This is a genomic window from Providencia sp. PROV040, assembly GCF_032706145.1.
Classification (GTDB): domain Bacteria; phylum Pseudomonadota; class Gammaproteobacteria; order Enterobacterales; family Enterobacteriaceae; genus Providencia; species Providencia hangzhouensis.
The window spans coordinates 3781133-3800465 of sequence record NZ_CP120530.1; the positions used below are offsets into that span (position 1 = coordinate 3781133).

Sequence of the window (19333 nt, forward strand, 5' to 3'; positions counted from 1 at the left end):
AGCAAAAAATGGAATTAACCCCAAGAGAAAAAGATAAATTATTGCTTTTTACAGCAGGCCTCGTAGCTGAAAGGCGTTTAGCCCGTGGGCTAAAGCTCAATTACCCTGAAGCCGTCGCGCTGATCAGTTGTTCGATTATGGAAGGCGCACGTGATGGTAAAACTGTCGCCCAATTAATGAGCGAAGGCCGAACCCTGTTAACCGCAGAGCAGGTAATGGAAGGCGTGCCAGAAATGATCAAAGACATCCAAGTGGAATGTACATTTCCTGATGGCACAAAACTGGTTTCTATTCACGACCCGATTGTATAGGTAACAAAATGATCCCCGGTGAAATTAAAGTCAACCACGCTTTGGGTGATATCGAACTAAATGCAGGCCGAGAAACCCAAACGATACAAGTTGCCAACCATGGTGACCGCCCGATTCAAATTGGCTCTCACTATCATTTTTATGAAGTCAATGACGCCCTAAAATTTGAACGCGAAAATACACTCGGTTTTCGTTTGAATATCCCTGCGGGCATGGCGGTACGTTTTGAACCAGGACAAAGCCGCACAGTTGAACTCGTGGCTTTTAGCGGCAAGCGAGAAATATATGGTTTCCATGGCAAAGTCATGGGTAAATTAGAGAGTGAGAATTAATAATGAAAACAATCTCTCGTCAAGCGTATGCAGATATGTTTGGTCCAACAACAGGTGACCGTTTACGCTTAGCTGATACAGAATTATTTCTAGAGATCGAAAAAGATTTCACCACGTATGGTGAAGAGGTCAAATTTGGTGGCGGTAAAGTTATTCGTGACGGCATGGGCCAAAGCCAAGTCACCAGTGACCTGTGTGTCGATGTGCTAATCACCAACGCCATTATTTTAGACCATTGGGGCATTGTTAAAGCGGATATCGGGATCAAAAATGGCCGTATTGCGGGGATTGGTAAAGCAGGTAACCCTGATGTTCAACCCAATGTCGATATCGTTATCGGCCCCGGTACCGAAGTGGTTGCAGGCGAAGGTAAAATTATCACCGCGGGCGGCGTTGATACCCACATCCATTTTATTTGCCCACAACAAGCAGAAGAAGGTCTTGTTTCCGGTGTTACCACCTTTATAGGCGGTGGAACTGGCCCTGTGGCTGGCACTAATGCCACTACCGTCACCCCCGGTATTTGGAATATGTACCGCATGTTAGAAGCTGTTGATGAACTACCGATCAACGTCGGGCTATTTGGTAAAGGCTGCGTCAGTAGGCCCGAAGCGATTCGCGAACAAATTGAAGCGGGTGCCATTGGCTTAAAAATTCACGAAGACTGGGGCGCTACCCCAATGGCTATTCACAACTGCTTGAATGTGGCTGATGAAATGGATGTGCAAGTGGCTATCCATTCAGATACGTTAAATGAAGGCGGTTTTTATGAAGAAACCGTGAAGGCCATTGCAGGACGAGTGATCCACGTATTCCATACGGAAGGTGCTGGCGGTGGCCATGCCCCTGACGTGATCAAATCCGTCGGAGAACCGAATATTCTGCCTGCATCGACCAACCCAACTATGCCATACACCATCAATACCGTTGATGAGCACTTGGATATGTTAATGGTTTGCCACCACTTAGATCCATCAATTCCAGAAGATGTGGCTTTTGCGGAATCTCGTATTCGCCGTGAAACCATTGCTGCGGAAGATATTTTGCACGATATGGGCGCAATTTCTGTGATGTCTTCAGACTCACAAGCCATGGGGCGCGTTGGTGAAGTTATCACTCGCACTTGGCAGTGCGCCCATAAAATGAAATTACAGCGCGGAACTTTAGAAGGTGACACACCAGAAAGCGATAATAACCGTATCAAACGTTATGTGGCGAAATACACCATTAACCCCGCTATCGCTCACGGTATCGCCCATGAAGTCGGTTCGATAGAAATAGGCAAGTTAGCTGATATCGTATTATGGGACCCTGCATTTTTTGGCATCAAACCCGCCCTAATTATGAAAGGGGGAATGGTCGCCTATGCGCCAATGGGTGACATTAACGCCGCAATCCCAACACCACAGCCTGTACATTACCGCCCGATGTTTGGAGCGTTAGGTAAAGCAAAATACCATACCTCAATGATTTTTATGTCAAAAGCAGGTATTGAAGCAGGTGTTCCTGAAAAATTAGGCTTACAGAGCCAAATAGGCCGAGTTGAAGGCTGCCGAAGCATTAGCAAAGCCTCTATGGTGCACAACAGTTATGTGCCACATATCGAACTTGACCCGCAAACTTATATCGTCAAAGCCGATGGTATCCCACTGGTATGCGAACCTGCGACTGAGTTACCGATGGCACAACGTTACTTTTTATTCTGACCCCTAATTAAAAGAGCCAGAAAATGAAAAAATTTATTAAAGTGGTTGCCCCACAACCCCATTCACCAAGCGCATTAACCCTGTGCTTAACCATGGATGAACGCACCAAAAGCCGTTTAAAAGTTACCTTAAGTGATGGGCAAGAAGCGGGGCTATTTTTGCCGCGCGGAACCATCCTGAAGGAAGGCGACGTTTTATCCACTGAAGATGGTGAGTTAGTCACAATCGAAGCCGCGAAAGAGCAAGTTTCTACCGTTTACAGCGATGACGCTCTGTTGCTCGCCCGCGTTTGCTATCACTTAGGCAACCGCCATGTTCCTTTGCAAATTGAAGCGGGTTGGTGCCGTTATTTTCATGATCATGTGTTAGATGATATGGCGCGTGGGTTAGGTGCCACGGTTAGTGTCGGTTTAGAAAAATACCAACCGGAACCGGGGGCTTATGGCGGCTCATCAGGTGGTCACCACCACCATCACGGCCACGATGATCACCATCACTAATCAGGTTCAGGGAGTGTGCCTATGTTAGCAGATCTGCGCTTATACCAGTTAGTTAGTCCTTCTTTACCTGTTGGCTCGTTTACCTATTCACAAGGCTTAGAATGGGCGATTGAAAAAGGCTGGGTAACAACACCAAATACCCTTGCAGGCTGGCTAACCGCACAAATGACGCATGCCATTGCAACATTAGAGCTTCCCGTTTTACGGCAAATTCAGGCTTCCCTTTCCCTTGGTGATATTGAAGCGGTGAAATATTGGTGTGAATTTATGATTGCCAGCCGTGAAACCAAAGAACTACGCCAAGAAGAGCGGCAACGAGGAATTGCTTTTGCACGATTGCTGCCTCAACTAGGCATTGAACTGGATGCTAACCTGCAAACCTGCGTGAAACAAACCCAGCTAATGGCCTTCGCCCTCGCCGCGGTAAATTGGCAAATTGACGTTGAAAAATTGTGCACCGCGTATGCATGGGGTTGGCTAGAAAACACGGTGATGTCCGGTGTTAAGCTTATCCCTTTAGGGCAAAGCGCGGGGCAAAATATTTTATTTACCCTTGCTGAGCGCATACCCGAAGTGGTTGCGCAATCGGCAATCTGGCCATTAGACGATATTGGTAGTTTTACACCTGCACAAATTATTGCCAGTAGTCGGCATGAAACCCAATACACACGACTTTTTCGTTCATGAGAAAATGCTATGCAAGAATATAATCAACCCTTAAGAATTGGTGTCGGTGGGCCGGTTGGCTCAGGAAAAACCGCATTATTAGAAGTGTTATGTAAAGCCATGCGCGACACTTACCAAATTGCCGTTGTCACCAATGATATTTACACCCAAGAAGATGCCAAAATTTTAACCCGTGCCGAAGCACTAGATGCAGACCGCATTATTGGTGTTGAAACTGGCGGCTGCCCTCATACCGCTATTCGTGAAGATGCATCAATGAATTTAGCGGCAGTTGAAGAGTTAGCCATCCGCCATAAAAATCTTGATATCGTATTTGTGGAAAGCGGCGGCGATAACCTCAGCGCGACGTTTAGCCCAGAGCTGGCAGACTTAACCATTTATGTTATTGATGTTGCTGAAGGCGAAAAAATTCCACGTAAAGGTGGGCCAGGGATCACCCATTCCGATTTACTGGTGATTAACAAAATTGACCTTGCTCCGTATGTCGGCGCTTCATTAGAAGTGATGGAAGCCGATACCGCAAGAATGCGACCAGTAAAGCCCTATGTGTTTACTAACTTAAAGAAAAAAGTCGGCTTAGAGACCATTATCGAGTTTATCATCGATAATGGCATGTTAAGACGTTAATAAATTTGGACGCCCTATAGGTTTTATTTATAGGGCGTTTTCAATTAACAAATACGGGGTAAAGGCTCGCTGTGAGGCAAATCTAATAACCTTGATGTACCGAAGATCCCAACTAATTTGACTTGTTTTTGCTCAGTCACACAGCCAATCGTGGCGGCATCTTTCCCTAATGGGTGTTGGTGTAGTGCAGCAAGCACTGCATTTTCCGCTTCAGGTTTCACCACAATCACTAGTTTACCTTCATTGGCAAAGTTTAACGGTTCCAAACCCAATAGCTCGCACACGCCCCTAACTGCAGAAGAAACTGGTAAATCCCCCTCATTTACGGCAATTCCATAACCACTGGCTTGGGCAAATTCATGTAGGATTGCCGTTACGCCACCACGAGTTGCGTCTCGTAATGCCCGAATGCCGTCAATTTCACGCAGCGGAGCTATCAATGGCGTTAATACAGCACAATCACTGCAAAGCTCCGCTTCTAACCCGAGTTGTTCGCGCAGGTTTAAGATAGTCGCGCCGTGGTCACCCAACGTACCGCTAACAATCACTTTATCCCCAACTTGAATATGCTGAGCTCCCCACTGGATATTGGACGGGATCACGCCAATACCTGCCGTATTGATAAAGATTTTATCTGCGGCCCCGCGCTGCACTACCTTGGTATCGCCAGTCACAATATCCACACCGACCGCTTTTGCCGTTGCCGCCATAGATTCGACAATGACCTGCAATTCAGTCAGGGAAAAACCTTCTTCCAAGATAAAACCGCAAGAAAGGTATTTTGGGGTAGCCCCACTAACTGCAACGTCATTCACTGTGCCGCAAACAGCTAATTTACCAATATTGCCTCCCGGGAAAAAAATCGGGTCGATGACATAGCTATCGGTACTAAATGCCAAACGGTCACCCAATGCGGTCATTTCCGACAAGGCAAGTCGAGCTTGGTCCTCCCTCTCATTCAACGCTGGGTTTGCAAACGCCTGCAAAAACAACTGTTCAATCAATTGCTGCATCGCCTGCCCACCACTTCCGTGGGCCATCGTCACCACATTGTTAGCATCACGACTCATTTATGCCTCCCGACGATATTGGTAATAAGCTGCACAGGCACCTTCAGAAGAAACCATTAATGCGCCAAAAGCCGTTTGTGGCGTACAACGGCGCCCAAACAACATACATTCGTTCGGTTTACAGCGCCCTGTTAACACCTCACCGCAACGTGCTTGCGGGTCATCCGCCACTTTATGGGGTTGTACCTGAAAACGCTTCTCAGCATCAAAAAATTGGTAAGCTTGAGTTAATTGAACCCCTGAACCTGCAATTTCCCCCAACCCGCGCCATTCACTGGTTTGTTTAAGTTCAAAAACTTCCTCTAACGCTTTAAGTGCCAACAGGTTACCTTCATCGGCCACAACGCGTTTATATTGGTTTTCTACCTCACAACGACCATCAGCGATTTGGTCAACTAGCATGGCTAACGACTGCAAAATATCTAAGGGTTCGAACCCTGTGACCACCAAGGGTTTATGGAAGTCTTCGCTAATAAACTGGTAGGGATGCGCCCCGATTACCATACTCACGTGTCCTGGTGCTAAAAAGCCGTCAATACGGACATCCGGTTGCTCAAGTAAGCTACGCAAGGTAGGAATGATCGTAATGTGCTGGCAAAATACACTAAAGTTTGTCAACTGGCGGCGCTTTGCTTGCTGCAAGGTGATTGCCGTGCTTGGCATAGTGGTTTCAAAGCCTAAGCCAAAGAAAACCACTTGGCGATGGGGATGCTGCTCTGCCAATGCCAAGGCATCTAGTGGTGAATAAACGATACGGACATCCGCTCCATTACGCTTGGCGTCAAGTAAAGAGCCCTTTTCCCCCGGAACACGCATTGCATCGCCATAAGTACAAAAGATAACCTCAGGGTGCTGTGCAATTTCAATACAACTATCAATTCGTCCCATTGGCAAAACGCACACAGGGCAACCGGGCCCATGAACAAATTCAATGTCAGCGGGTAATAACTGGTCAATACCAAATTTAAAAATCGCGTGGGTGTGGCCACCACAGACTTCCATGAGTTGTAATGGGCGTCGTTTCGCTTGGGGTATTTCATTCACCCGTTGATGAATATGCGCCAACAGCGCTTTTGCAAGAACAGGGTCGCGAAATTCATCGACGTACTGCATCTGCCGCTCCTGCATTTAAACCACTAAAATCGCTGACCTCGTGGTCTAGCTGGCTCATCGCGGTTAACGCATCCAAGGTAGATTGCGCTTCTTCTTCATTGATGATACTCATGGCAAACCCGACGTGTACCAATACCCATTGGCCTAATAAATCGGCGGTTTCCCCTTCACAAATGAGGCCAATATTCACATCGCGTTTTACACCACAAACATCCACTTGAGCGAGTTGGTGAATATCTTCACCAACGGCAACTATTTTGCCCGGAATACCTAAGCACATAGCTGTGTCTCCAACCATGCCAGCCATGCATCCATCCCTTCGCCGCATGTCGCAGACACTTGGATAACTTGGATATTGGGGTTCACTTGCTTAGCATTGGCGATACAAGCATCAACATCAAAATTCAGGTATGGCAGTAAGTCGATTTTGTTCAATAACATGATATCTGCTGCCGCAAACATATGTGGATATTTGAGAGGTTTATCTTCCCCTTCCGTGACTGACAGTACCGCTACTTTATGGCGTTCCCCTAAGTCAAAACTGGCAGGGCACACGAGATTCCCGACATTTTCAATAAATAACAAACTGTTATCGGCTAACTCTAAACGTGCTGTTGCATCGTGGACCATTTGTGCATCTAAGTGACAGCCTTTTCCTGTGTTCACTTGAATCGCAGGCACACCCGTTTCGCGGATCCGTTGTGCATCATTAGTGGTTTGTTGGTCACCTTCAATCACTGCGCAATTAATTCTGTCACGCAGTCTTAACAACGTTTCTGTCAACAAGGTGGTTTTTCCTGAACCGGGGCTAGAAACGAGGTTTAGCGCTAAAATATTCTTCTGGCAAAAATCCTCACGGTTATGTTCCGCCAGATGGTTATTTTTATCTAACACATCCATCTCAATTTGTAGCATGCGTTTTTGGCTAATCCCCGGTGCATGGGTACCTGCTTCACCGTGGCCATAATCAAGGTCATGGTGTTCCCCAGCTGGTTTAAAACTTGCCTCAGCCGTTTGATAAATATGTTTATGTTTATGCTTATGTTTGTGTTTATGCTTTTTAGACTTGCTTTCAGCAGGTGCGGGTTCATATTGGTGATAATGGTTGTGGACATCACCTTGATGATAATAATGGTGATGAATGATCACCGTTTGCCCATTAGGTTCATGATCATGGTCGTGATCATGATCATGGTCGTGATCATGATGATCGTGACCGTGGTGGTGATCATGGCCGTGATGGTGGTCATGATGATGGTCATCCCCCTCAATTTTGCGCTCTCCCGACGCACATCCACAAGTACTACACATAAGTTTCACTCCCAACCGCTAAATTGTTAAATTAGATTAATACATAGTCCATTGAGTCTAGTTGATACACCTCAAGCTCAGCTCAAAAAGCTACTCCACTTCCAACTCTTTGATGCGCAAACTATCCCCACTTTCCACTTTCAGGTTCAACCCCTGACAGCATGGACAAACCGATTGGTGGCTGTCTATTTCCACTATTTCACTGCAATCCCAACACCATGCTTGTGCGGGCTGGTAAATAATGTGGAGCTGGCAGCCTTCTGCAACCGTACCACGGCAAACGACATCAAAACTGAAGCGAAACGCACTCTCTTCAACACAAGAGAGTGCGCCAATTTCAAGCCAAACACCGGTGACTCGGTTAACTGCATTTTTTTTCGCCTGCTGTTCAATAATTTCTATCGTACTTTGGCATAACGAAACCTCATGCATCCTGCCCCCTTAAGTGGCGGGCAAACAATGCTCTACGTTCAGGTGCTTGAGGAATATTCGGGTCACTAACTGGGAGCGATAACAATATTCGCTGGCAATCATCCGTTAGGTGAATACCTTGTTCTGGTGTCATTTTTTTTTCTAATGGCGACATTAATGAGCAAGCAAAATATTGAGTTAAGCCGTCTAATTCACCTACGGTATAAGTCATTTCGCCATAGGGGAGGATTAACCCAACCTTGTCACCGACCACGCGGCGAGGCCAATATTGCTCAGGCCCCGGTAGAATAATCGCGCTGAGCATCCATGGTGTGATCACCGCGCCCACCCATTGCCCTTCAAACAGGGCAAACTCACTGGCGTGCACAGGCATCGTTGGATGCAAAAATGACAAATCATGCATCGATTGTTCAGCAACGCGCGTAAATGCGGCCTCAACCTGAGGCCGAGGGTTAGTTTCATAACCTAATATGTCATCCGGCATGCAAACTCTCTTCTTTCGCTATGATTTCCAAGCCTTCGCTTCGCAAAACCTCAATAACCTTTTGTAAAGCTGGCTCTAAAGCGGCCTGCCCTGTTGCAGTCAAACCGATATGCGGTTCGAGGGATTCAGGTACAACGCCAACTAATGTTAGCCGCTGTGGGAATTCATCGGTTAAATGCAAAGCGGATAGCACATCTGATAAACCGAGTTGATGTGGGGAAATTTTACGTGTAAACAGCGCAGGGACTTCGTCATCACGCAAGACTAAAATCGAGCCAGCCTTCTGGCTCGATAACACAACATCGGCAATGATCAAATGGTCTCTATCTGCCATTGGGCCAATTAGCTCCATTCCAGCAGTTCCACCATCAAGCACTTCTACGCATTCAGGTAGGTGATAGCGCTGTTCTAAAGCCTCAACGATGCGTACCCCAATCCCTTCATCGCTCAACAGTATATTGCCAACACCTAAGACTAAAATACGCATTACAGCACCTTAACCTTAGTGACTTCGCCACCTTCAGGGTCAACAATGTGCACTGCACAAGACATACAAGGGTCAAATGAGTGAATGGTCCGCACCACTTCAAGAGGTTTAGATGGGTCAGCGACAGGAGTTCCTACCAATGCTTGCTCATAAGGGCCTGGCTCATCATTGAAATTACGTGGGCCTGAGTTCCAAGTCGATGGCACTACCGCTTGGTAATTTTCAATTTTACCGTCTTTGATCACGACCCAGTGAGATAATAAACCTCGAGGTACTTCACCAAAACCGACACCTTTAATGGTGGCATTTTCTGGGAATACGGGTTTTACAAAGGTGGTGTGATCCCCTTTTGCGATATTGTCCACCAGCGCTTGCCATTGAATTGACAAGGTTTCATTCAGTACACAGCAGCGAACACTACGCCCGATAATCCGCCCCAATGTGGAATGCAGTTGGTCCACACTAATATTGTTACCTGTCAATGTTTGATACAGGTTTACCACATCATTAAAGTGTTTTTCTGTCGGTTCATGTTTTGCCGCTAATTTACACAACAAATCAGCGAGCGGCCCGACCTCAACGGTTTTATCATAGAAAGTTGGTGCTTTTACCCATGAATATTTACCGTCATCATCCCAGCCGGTGTAATCCGGGTTCGTGGTGCCTTCCCACGGTGCTTGTGGCTCATTTTCTTTGTACCATGCATGTTTGCTACTTTCTTTGATGCCGTTGATCAAATACTCATCTGTATGGCTAGTAATGGGGCGATAAGTACTAAAGTCACTGTTCTCTAGATACCCGCCAGGTAATAGGAAACTCCCATTTTTACCGTCCATTGGCATTTCAGGCATACACATGTAATGTTTCGCACCTTGACCGACTTCGAGCCATTCAGGGTAGCCTGCTGCAATCACCGCTGCGTCAATCTTATACACTTGCTCGATAAAATCCCCTAAACGGTCAATAAAGGATTTTACATACATCAAGCGTTCAAGGTTCAAAACCCCGACACCATCAAGGTTGATAGGGTTTGCGACACCACCAACGGCAAGGTTTTGAATATGCGGCGTTTTACCTCCTAATAACGCCACAATACGGTTAGCATCACGCTGACATTCGAGGGCTTGTAAGTAGTGAGCTACAGCAATTAAGTTCACCTCAGGCGATAGTTTCATCGCTGGGTGCCCCCAATATCCATTAGCAAAAATACCCAATTGCCCACTGGCAACCAGTTTTTTAATTTTATCTTGAACTCGCGTGAACTCTTCTGGGCTATTCAGTGGCCACGTCGAAACGCCTCTCAAGATTTCTGCTGCTTTATTTGGGTCTGCATTCAGCGCAGAGGTGATATCCACCCAATCTAACGCCGATAATTGATAAAAATGGACAATATGGTCTTGAATAGTATGCGCGGCTAAAATCATATTACGGATATACTGCGCATTCACTGGCACATCAATATTTAAGGCGCTCTCAATCGTGCGTACCGACACAATACCGTGCACGGTGGTACAAACCCCACAAATACGCTGCATGATCATCCATGCATCACGAGGGTCTTTTCCTTTGACTATCTCTTCCATACCACGCCACATCGTGCCTGAAGCCCAAGCCTTGGTGACTTTTCCATCTTCAATTTCACAATCAATGCGTAAGTGACCTTCGATACGAGTGACTGGGTCTATTGTTATACGTTGGCTCATGCTTTACCTCGGGCCTCTGAATGGCTCATCGTTGTTTTTTTCAATGCTGGAATAACAGGTAATAAGCGGATCAATAAGATATAAGCGCATACCTCTATTGCCACGAAACCTATTGAAATTAAAAGTTCTTCTGTTGTTGGGAAGTAGTCGTATCCGCCCCCTGGGTTGAATGCAACGAGGGAATAGCTCATCCGCCACATGGCAGCACCAATCAACATGCTTAAACCGCTTGCATATAACCACCGTGAATCATTCCTCAGTGATGGCATGCGGAAAATAACCAATGGGAAAACCATTAATGCGGTTTCTATCCAAAACATCATGGCGTAGAAATCGGTGTTGAAGATATGGTGCAACTTATCTCGATAAATCAGCTCACCAAAACGACAGACCAAAAACAGCACTAACAGTACCTGCAAGATCCGAGTGATACGAACAAACAATGGCCGTTCATCAGCACCCTGCCCACGTAATGCGGCTTGAAGTAATGACCCTTCAAAAATGACGATAGAAAAGCCCATAATAAATGCGGTCAACAATGAGAGTAGTGGTAGCATTTCATAGCTTTGCCAAATAGGATGGACTTTATACCCTGCTGAAATCATCAATGACCCCATTGATGACTGGTGCATCATCGGCAATAACGCCCCTAGCGCAATGATAAAAAACATCACTTTATTTAAGCGTTTTAATGAAACCTTCCAACCAAAACGTTCACACAGTGCAGGAGCAAACTCCAGTGCCATCACACCGATATAAATCGTCATACACACTGCCGTTTCAAATAGCACCGAATTGGTGTTAAAGAAACCGGGGATGTAAAAGTAAGGCAAGTTCCAGTAACGACCTACGTCAATGGTAATGGATAAACCACCGAGGGAGTAACCGAACAAACTGGCTAATAACGCAGGGCGCACTAACGGGTGATATTCACCGCGGTTAAATACATACACCGCCCAAGCCAGCGCCCAACCGCCACAAGCAAAACCGGTACCAATTAGTAAGTCAAAAGCAATCCAGATCCCCCAAGGATAGCCACCATTTAGGTCAGAAACTGAGCCTAAGCCGAAGACCAAACGTTTAACAATCAAGATGACACAAATCAGCACTAATGGCCCAAAGACCATAATTGGCCAACTGACTAAACGCCCGCCTAACGGCTGCTCTTTATGATGCGTCGTCATTTGAGTCGTCTCCTTCGTGTTTATCATTCTTGGTATTGCGATACACCAAGAAACTCAACCCTGCCAACGCCGCGAGCGGCAATACCATCCCTTTATAAAGGGTGTGCTGGACATATTCAGAACGAGCCCCAGTAGACAACTGCTCCAATTCAGGCAACCCAAGATTTTGATAGGGCACACCTGAAAGAACAATGACTTGTGTGCCACCGCCTTCAAGCTCCCCATAAACATGAGACTCATATTTCGGCACTTTAATCACATTCGGGTCATTGCTATGTAAGGTTTGTCTTGGGTAACCGTACTCATCCCCCACTTTGAGTGTTAAGCGTTTTTTGGCTTCTGCGAGCAATTCTTCCCGCGTCCCGAAAATTACCGCTCCCGTTGGGCAAACTTCGACACAACCGGGCAAGCCACCCTTGTCTAAACGTTCGACACCTTTTTGGTTGCATAACTCGCATTTATGAATCGCACCAAATTTGTCATCGTAAGCATATTTCGGAATATTAAAGGGACACGCCACCATGCAATAGCGGCAGCCAGTACATACGCTGGCATCGTAATGAACAATGCCGGTTTTTGGGTCTTTTTTCAGCGCTTGAACAGGGCAAACCGACACGCAATTAGGGTCAACACAGTGCATACACTGCTTTTTAATGTAGGCATAGCCATCTTTTTCTTGGTCTTTATGAACACCTGTTCCACTGCTCCAAACCTGAATAATATTGTTGGTATAAGGGGTGAGTTTGTCATTATTTGACCAAGTTTGTTCCCCGACCGGGTTACGCTCTGGGTGGTTAATATCTTGGCATTTTGTCACACACGCCTGACACCCAATACACAGGGTCGAGTCATATAGCATCCCCAAAGAATTGGGAATCGGCGGACGGTTTTCAGGCCCCGCCAAACTGGGTGAACTTCCCGCAAGTAATGCTCCCCCTGCGGAGAGTTTAAGAAAATTTCGTCTATTCACGGTTATTCTCCCCGTGAGTCAGTATCTTGTTGGCGTTTTTGACGACCTAATTCACGTACTGCCATCACGCTAACTCCAGCCACTAACCCGACAACACCACCAATTAACCCCACAGCTGTAGATGAAATTTGGCCACCTTCGCGATTATTGACATCCGGTTTATCCACCCGTGGTGTTGGGTTTTCCACGCTCGCCAACTGATGTATCGCTTTGTGAAAGCCGACATTTTCCTCATTACAGCCATAACAAGGGTGACCAATCGCCACAGGCCAGACGCCACCGACATCACAGAATTGCAATGTGGAACAGTTCCCGTAAGTTTCAGGCCCCTTACAGCCTAAATGGTATAAACACCAACCTTCACGATGACCATCATCACCGAACTCTTTTGCGAAGCGGCCCGCATCAAAATGAGGGCGACGTTCGCAGTGTTCATGAATTAATCGACCGTACGCGAACATTGGGCGATTTTTGCTATCCAGTTTTGGTGGACGATTAAACGTAATTAAGTGCGCGACCGTCGCAAGGAAGTTATGTGGATTAGGCGGGCAACCTGGAATATTGATAACGGTTTTATCTTTAATGACTTGATCTAAACCCACGGCTCCTGTTGGGTTATCTCCTGCCGCAGCAACACCGCCCCACGAAGCACAAGAACCAATCGCAATCACGGCCGCGGCGTGTTCAGCCACTTCACGAATATGCTCAACAATCGGTTTCCCCGCCACCATGCAATAAATACCGTTATCTTTTAGTGGGATAGAACCATCGACGACTAAAACATATTTTCCTTTGTACTTTTCAATTGCATCATGTTTATTTTGCTCAACTTGCTCACCAAAGGCGGCAGACAACACCTCGTGGTATTCCAATGAAATAGTATCGAGAATTAAATTTTCCAAAGTTGGATGGGTTGAACACAGCAAAGATTCCGTACACCCCGTACACTCTTGGGCACCAATCCAAATGACAGGAGGTCGAGCTGGATCACTAATAGATTCAGCTATTTGGGCAGCAGCCTTCCCGCTTAATCCCATTGTCGCTGCTAATGCTGTACATAACTTCATAAAATCACGGCGGTTAATGCCATGCGAAGAAATAATAGAGTTATCTCCTATCATTCTTTTTTCCTATTATTATGGGTGGCTTAAAACCTATTCATTAGAAGGAAATTTTTGTTTATTATCTTAAGGTTATAAATACCACAAGGCCCTATACACAAATGATGCATACGCTTTTTGTTTGTATTTATCTATTTAAGAAGCCAACAAAACCAACTCTAATGAAATAAATTCTTATTTAAGTAACCTGATGCATAAATATAAAATAAGATCCTATTCCTACCGCTCCTAAATCATTTGATCTTCATCAATAGGCAATAAGAAATTTTATTTTTTTTATATATTTGCTAGAAAAATCGATTCAGTAACCTGTGTTAAAACAAGAGGAAAAATATAAAAAAAATAGATTTGATTTTCAATACTGCGTTATACATCACATCATTTAAAATAAAAAACCATTTATTTTTCATTATGATACTTAGATTTATTGTCGTAATATAATTAATTAAGCAGAATAGGTGTATTAATAACAATCCAACTATTAATATAAAAACAAATATGTCAAATAAGAATCAATATCAAAAAGACAATATAATCTATTAAAATGAAAAGCTGAAAAATAGGTAGATATACAATCCTATAAATATAATACTGCCCATCAGTAATAGATTAATTTTTCAACATCGCAGAAGCGATAGCGACTTGCCCCAATGATAGCCCACCATCTCCCATAGGAAATTGTTTTGCATATAACACATCGAACTCAGATAGATTATTCATTAATAGTTCTCGCAATAGTTGGTTATGAATCACACCACCTGACAAAACAATTTTCTTAGTACCATATTGGTTCGCTGATTTCCTTGCTAGCTCAGCAAAACCTTCCGCTAACGCTACATGAAATGCATGTGCGCGTTGTGGTTTAGGCGCACAGTACGCCATCCATTGCTGCCAAAATGTATGTAAATCTAATTGTTGACCAACTAACGGCATAGTGACCGGATGTACGCTCACGGGAGATTTCATTGCAATCGCTTCCAGTTGGCAAGCTGCCTCCCCTTCCCAACTAGTTTGTGCCGTACAAATACCTAACGCCGCAGCAACCGCATCAAAAAGCCGCCCAGTAGATGAAGCCGTTGGGCTATTAATTCCTTTATCAATCGCCTTTTGTAAGCCTTGCCAAGGAAATGACATTAAATAAGCAACGCTCTCTTGCTTTTGCCACTGGGGGACAAATTGTAAACAATGCGCAAGGAAATTACGCCATGGCTGCCGAGAAGCTAATTCCCCTCCCGGCAGTGCAACTGGGGGCAAGCCTCCTAGGTATTGACTGGATTTATAATCCACTAGTAAGCATTCACCTCCCCATAGCCGGTGGTCATCACCATACCCCAAACCATCCAAAGCTAACCCAATGACTTTACTTCCATTTAGTGGTAAACCATGCTCAACCATTACCGCTGCGATATGCGCATGATGATGCTGCACTTTTATCAATGGGATTCGTAATTGCTGTGATAACGCCTCGCCATAGCGCGTACTCACATAATTAGGATGCATATCAGAAACTATAGCGGTTGGCGTAAAACGATAAATAGATTCAAATAATGCAATCGCAGACTGGTATTGTTCAAAAATATCCATGTCATCAAGGTCGCCTAGGTGTTGGCTCATTACTGCACTTTTGTCTCGCAATAAACAAAAGGTATTTTTAAGATCAGCCCCTAAAGCCAGTATTGGTGGGGAATTTTCAAACCCTTTAGGTAAATCAATCGAATCAGGGACATAGCCCCGCGCACGACGGAGCATTTCCGCTTGCCCATCATGATAACGCACCAGTGAGTCATCTGCACGTTGGACAATATCGCGGTTATGAGTGAGGAAAAAATCAGCAATATCCGTTAAATCAGCCAGAGCAGCTTGCTCACTCAATACAGGGGGCTTTCCTGATACATTTCCTGATGTCATCACTAATGGGCAATTAACTTGTGCCATCAATAGGTGTTGCAACGGATTAGAAGGTAACATAACACCTATTTCCGCTAGCTTTGGCGCAATATATTGGCTTAATACATGATTTTTCCAATTTTTAATCAACACAATTGGTGCGGCAGGGCTTTTTAATAATGCACATAGGCCATCACTAAGCGGCATATTGTGCAACTCTAACCAATTCAGTGATGGAACCATTACCGCAAGTGGCTTAGTTGGGCGGCATTTACGTACGCGCAAAGCTTCTACCGCCTGATCATTACTCGCATCACAAGCAAGGTGAAACCCCCCGAGCCCCTTAATGGCAACAATTTTACCTGCCAATAACTGCTGAGCTGCCAAGACTAATGCGTTCTCTTTATTTGCAATCGTTTTTCCTGATGGGTCGCACAATTTAATTTCAGGGCCACACACCGCGCACGCATTAGGTTGCGCATGAAATCGTCTATCTGCGGGGGATTGATATTCCTCTAAGCAATTAGGACACAAAGGAAAATCGGCCATTGCGGTATTGGGTCTATCATAAGGCATATGACGAATAATAGTGAAACGGGGGCCGCAATGCGTACAGTTTGTAAACGGGTAATGAAAACGCCGATTTGATAGGGCAAAAAGCTCTTGTTGGCACGCATCACAAGTGGCAGCATCTGGAATTACTTGCGTGTCCATTTTACCTTCACCACTACGGCGAATAGTAAAAGTATCGGGTAATTTATCCCATTGAAAAGGTTGCGGCTCAATACTTTCTATATGGGCTAATGGCGGACAATGTTGGTACAATAACTGAGTAAATTCAGTGATATCCGAATCAATGCATAAGCGCACTAGCACTCCTTCGCCATCATTACAGACATCACCTAATAATTTGCATTGGTGGGCTAACTGCCAAATATAGGGGCGAAACCCCACACCTTGCACTTTCCCTTTGATGCGTAACTGTATACCACTTTTCACTGAGATATCCTCTTACCACTGTAAGGATATTTTCGCGCTAAAACATAAAAAAAGCTTCACTTGAGATCAAGAAAATACGTGGAAGTACAATTGACCGATTCATTTTTCAAAAACCGATTCATTAATTAGCAATACAATAATGATTACATTAAAAAATAGTGCCCATTGTTTACTCATTAAGAATTCTAAACAGAGTTAAATATAAATTTAAAATCCAATTTAAATAGGATGAGCAAACAATATAACTTTCTCTATTAAATAATATTAGAATTATAGTTAAATTGAATAATTATTTTCAGAACTATTCTCTATTAATTAACATAAATAATCTTCTAAATCATTCACCTAGTCCATAAGAACGATAGTATCCCACCACACATAAACGTAGAGTTATTCATATGTTAACAATATACCAATACCCTGCAATGAATAAATATTATTCATAAAACTCAATCTATTAATAATATAAAGAGGTGATATTTTGAAACTAAAACAACTCTTCGTTTCTCTTTCTATCGGTGCTGCGCTATTTGGTGTTAGCCATCTTACTAGTGCAGATGAAATTATTACGCTTGGAACAAAAGGCGGTCCTTCCTTATTAAAGGAAAAACGCTTGCCGCAATCGACGGCATTTATCAAGAACGATAAAATATACTTATTTGATGCGGGATACGGAGCAAGTTTGCGATTAGTTCAATCAAAAGCCCCATTAAAAAATCTTGATTCTATCTTTATTACCCACCTCCACAGTGATCATGTTGCCGATTACCCAGCCCTACTGTTAAATGCATGGAACAGTGGTTTAAATCATAATATCGCTGTTTATGGCCCTGTTGGAACGGAAAGTATGACAAAAGGTGTTTGGGATACTTTTAGTCGCGATATTGATTTACGCGTTAAAGATGAAGGTAAACCTGATTTGCGCCAAATAGTTACAGCAAAAGATATTCAAGAAGGCCCTGTACTCAAAAATGATGATGTCGAAATTAGTGCCTTATTTGTTCCACACCCACCTTTTAACTCAGACGAAGCTCTCGCTTATAAAATACAATCTGGCGGAAAAACTATCGTTATTACTGGTGATATGATTGATAATAGCCAAATTATTGAATTTGCTAAAGATGCTGATTACTTAATTAGTGAAGTCGTCTTAGTCTCTGGTGTGGAAAATTTAGCCAACCGTATCGGCAACGGTTCAACGCTGGCAAAAGCGATTATTTCTCACCATACAACAGCAGAAGATGTCGGAAAAATAGCCAAGCAAGCTAATGTAAAACACCTTGTCCTAACCCACTTAGTCCCCGCGGATGACCCATCGATTACTGATGATGTGTGGATTAATGAAGTCAGAAAACAATACTCAGGCCCTGTGACGGTCAGTAAAGACTTGCAACGCTTTGAGGTGAAATAAGTTATTTGAATATACCATCAATAGGATATTAAGAGCTTATATGCAATATCCTATTGATATTAATTTATATATTGAGCTTATTATTCTATAGATTATTTTTCACATTTCTCCATGACTTCCTTCCCAAACACCATAAACGAGTAGTCCTATTTGAATAAACCTATCGAAAGTTTCTCATATGAAACCAAACTCCATCATAACCTCGACACACCCCACATTTTGAAACGAATATTTTACATTTAACCAACATTTGATTGACTAATAATCACCCATACAATTAATCTGGTTTTAAATAAAAAACAATGTTTCACATATGAAACAAAATGTTACAACACATTCAAAAGGAGAAAACCATGAGCTGGATTGCTGTCTGCGATGTCTCACAAGTTCAAGAAGAATTTCCTTTTTCAGCCAAAGTTGATGATGCCGAAATTGGGATCTTCTTAGTTGAAGACCAATATTATGCCTTAGAAGATGTTTGCCCACATGCCTATGCCCTGTTAAGCCAAGGTTTTGTTGAAGATGGCAAAGTGGAATGCCCATTACATGAAGCCGTTTTCGATATTAAAACGGGTAAATGTTTACGCGAACCTGGTGGGCGAGATCTCAAAACCTACCAGACACGCATTCACGATAACCGAATCGAAATCAGTTTGATTGAGGAGTAGAAATGGAACCTATTCAAAATATTAATCCGTATTTACCAGCAAATAATCAAATTATCCCAGCACGAGAAGGTGGTAAAGGCAGTATCCAAGCGCCAGGAAGTGCACCAAATATCGTTTGGCAAACACGTTCACGTATGCCTGATGAGTATGAAAACAAACTCATTTTTGCACTGGAAACGCTATTCGCTGCTGGCACTGAATCACTTGAAGAATTAGTTAGTGCATTAAATCAACAGCAATTATATGACCGACAAGGGCAACCTTGGTCCACAAGCAGTTTCCGCGAATTTCTTCTCGTCAATGGTTACTAGCACATTGTCATACTAAGAA

21 protein-coding genes are annotated in these 19333 nt (G+C 44.1%); 9 read left to right on the top strand and 12 right to left on the bottom strand.

What is annotated here, in order from left to right; genetic code table 11:
* Window positions 1–8 precede the first annotated feature (8 nt).
* From P3L40_RS17500 to ureG, 6 genes are read left to right on the top strand one after another with little or no spacing between them, the layout of a single operon-like run.
* Window positions 9–311 (top strand): urease subunit gamma, encoded by a 303-nt coding sequence (locus P3L40_RS17500; protein ID WP_136135464.1) that lies wholly within the window; start codon window positions 9–11, stop codon window positions 309–311.
* An 8-nt stretch (window positions 312–319) separates the two neighbouring features.
* Entirely contained in the window at window positions 320–643 is a 324-nt protein-coding gene (locus tag P3L40_RS17505) for an urease subunit beta (RefSeq protein ID WP_004257906.1), read from the top strand.
* Between the two features lie 2 nt (window positions 644–645).
* Entirely contained in the window at window positions 646–2349 is a 1704-nt protein-coding gene (ureC, locus tag P3L40_RS17510) for an urease subunit alpha (RefSeq protein ID WP_112307494.1), read from the top strand.
* Between the two features lie 23 nt (window positions 2350–2372).
* On the top strand, window positions 2373–2849 hold the full coding sequence (gene ureE / locus P3L40_RS17515; protein ID WP_072503027.1) for an urease accessory protein UreE: 477 nt from the start codon (window positions 2373–2375) through the stop codon (window positions 2847–2849).
* 21 nt (window positions 2850–2870) lie between these two features.
* Entirely contained in the window at window positions 2871–3536 is a 666-nt protein-coding gene (locus P3L40_RS17520; protein ID WP_136135465.1) for an urease accessory protein UreF, read from the top strand.
* A gap of 9 nt (window positions 3537–3545) precedes the next feature.
* On the top strand, window positions 3546–4163 hold the full coding sequence (gene ureG, locus P3L40_RS17525) for an urease accessory protein UreG (protein WP_210853185.1): 618 nt from the start codon (window positions 3546–3548) through the stop codon (window positions 4161–4163).
* Window positions 4164–4207: 44 nt separating this feature from the next.
* Here the strand turns inward: ureG and hypE are convergent, their stop codons facing one another.
* The 12 genes from hypE to hypF form a co-directional block, all read right to left on the bottom strand.
* Window positions 4208–5233 carry a hydrogenase expression/formation protein HypE gene (gene hypE / locus P3L40_RS17530; protein WP_136135466.1) on the bottom strand — a complete coding sequence of 342 codons (1026 nt, stop codon included), beginning with the start codon at window positions 5231–5233 and terminating at the stop codon, window positions 4208–4210.
* Window positions 5234–6346, bottom strand: a complete 1113-nt coding sequence (gene hypD / locus P3L40_RS17535) for a hydrogenase formation protein HypD (protein ID WP_210853184.1) — start codon at window positions 6344–6346, stop codon at window positions 5234–5236.
* Window positions 6330–6626, bottom strand: a complete 297-nt coding sequence (gene hybG / locus P3L40_RS17540) for a hydrogenase maturation factor HybG (protein WP_004257928.1) — start codon at window positions 6624–6626, stop codon at window positions 6330–6332. Before hybG ends, hypD begins: the two co-directional genes overlap by 17 nt.
* Complete coding sequence (gene hypB / locus P3L40_RS17545) at window positions 6617–7657, bottom strand: hydrogenase nickel incorporation protein HypB (RefSeq protein WP_210853182.1); 1041 nt, start codon at window positions 7655–7657, stop codon at window positions 6617–6619. Before hypB ends, hybG begins: the two co-directional genes overlap by 10 nt.
* Window positions 7658–7747: 90 nt before the next feature.
* On the bottom strand, window positions 7748–8089 hold the full coding sequence (gene hypA / locus P3L40_RS17550) for a hydrogenase maturation nickel metallochaperone HypA (RefSeq protein WP_004257935.1): 342 nt from the start codon (window positions 8087–8089) through the stop codon (window positions 7748–7750).
* Complete coding sequence (gene hybE, locus P3L40_RS17555; protein ID WP_004257937.1) at window positions 8082–8573, bottom strand: hydrogenase-2 assembly chaperone; 492 nt, start codon at window positions 8571–8573, stop codon at window positions 8082–8084. The genes hypA and hybE overlap by 8 nt, the downstream gene beginning before the upstream one ends.
* Window positions 8563–9060, bottom strand: coding sequence for a HyaD/HybD family hydrogenase maturation endopeptidase (locus P3L40_RS17560; protein WP_072503048.1), 498 nt, complete (start codon window positions 9058–9060; stop codon window positions 8563–8565). The genes hybE and P3L40_RS17560 overlap by 11 nt, the downstream gene beginning before the upstream one ends.
* The gene (hybC, locus tag P3L40_RS17565) at window positions 9060–10763 is read right to left on the bottom strand and encodes a hydrogenase 2 large subunit (RefSeq protein WP_136135469.1); all 1704 of its coding nucleotides are present in this window, start codon (window positions 10761–10763) and stop codon (window positions 9060–9062) included. The genes P3L40_RS17560 and hybC overlap by 1 nt, the downstream gene beginning before the upstream one ends.
* Window positions 10760–11947 carry a Ni/Fe-hydrogenase cytochrome b subunit gene (hybB, locus tag P3L40_RS17570; protein WP_004257947.1) on the bottom strand — a complete coding sequence of 396 codons (1188 nt, stop codon included), beginning with the start codon at window positions 11945–11947 and terminating at the stop codon, window positions 10760–10762. The genes hybC and hybB overlap by 4 nt, the downstream gene beginning before the upstream one ends.
* The gene (gene hybA / locus P3L40_RS17575; protein WP_094961065.1) at window positions 11931–12917 is read right to left on the bottom strand and encodes a hydrogenase 2 operon protein HybA; all 987 of its coding nucleotides are present in this window, start codon (window positions 12915–12917) and stop codon (window positions 11931–11933) included. The genes hybB and hybA overlap by 17 nt, the downstream gene beginning before the upstream one ends.
* 2 nt (window positions 12918–12919) lie before the next feature.
* Complete coding sequence (gene hybO / locus P3L40_RS17580) at window positions 12920–14038, bottom strand: hydrogenase 2 small subunit (RefSeq protein WP_004257951.1); 1119 nt, start codon at window positions 14036–14038, stop codon at window positions 12920–12922.
* Window positions 14039–14647: 609 nt separating this feature from the next.
* Window positions 14648–16924: a carbamoyltransferase HypF gene (gene hypF / locus P3L40_RS17585; RefSeq protein WP_210853180.1), complete on the bottom strand. Its 2277-nt coding sequence runs from the start codon at window positions 16922–16924 to the stop codon at window positions 14648–14650.
* Window positions 16925–17405: 481 nt separating this feature from the next.
* Between hypF and P3L40_RS17590 the strand changes: the two genes are divergently transcribed.
* The 3 genes from P3L40_RS17590 to P3L40_RS17600 all read left to right on the top strand — a co-directional run bounded on the left by P3L40_RS17590 (window position 17406) and on the right by P3L40_RS17600 (window position 19314).
* Complete coding sequence (locus tag P3L40_RS17590) at window positions 17406–18335, top strand: MBL fold metallo-hydrolase (RefSeq protein WP_136135497.1); 930 nt, start codon at window positions 17406–17408, stop codon at window positions 18333–18335.
* 353 nt (window positions 18336–18688) lie between these two features.
* Window positions 18689–19003 (top strand): nitrite reductase small subunit NirD, encoded by a 315-nt coding sequence (gene nirD, locus P3L40_RS17595; RefSeq protein ID WP_094961062.1) that lies wholly within the window; start codon window positions 18689–18691, stop codon window positions 19001–19003.
* A 2-nt stretch (window positions 19004–19005) separates the two neighbouring features.
* Window positions 19006–19314, top strand: a complete 309-nt coding sequence (locus P3L40_RS17600; RefSeq protein WP_004257971.1) for a recombinase-like helix-turn-helix domain-containing protein — start codon at window positions 19006–19008, stop codon at window positions 19312–19314.
* Window positions 19315–19333 lie beyond the last annotated feature (19 nt).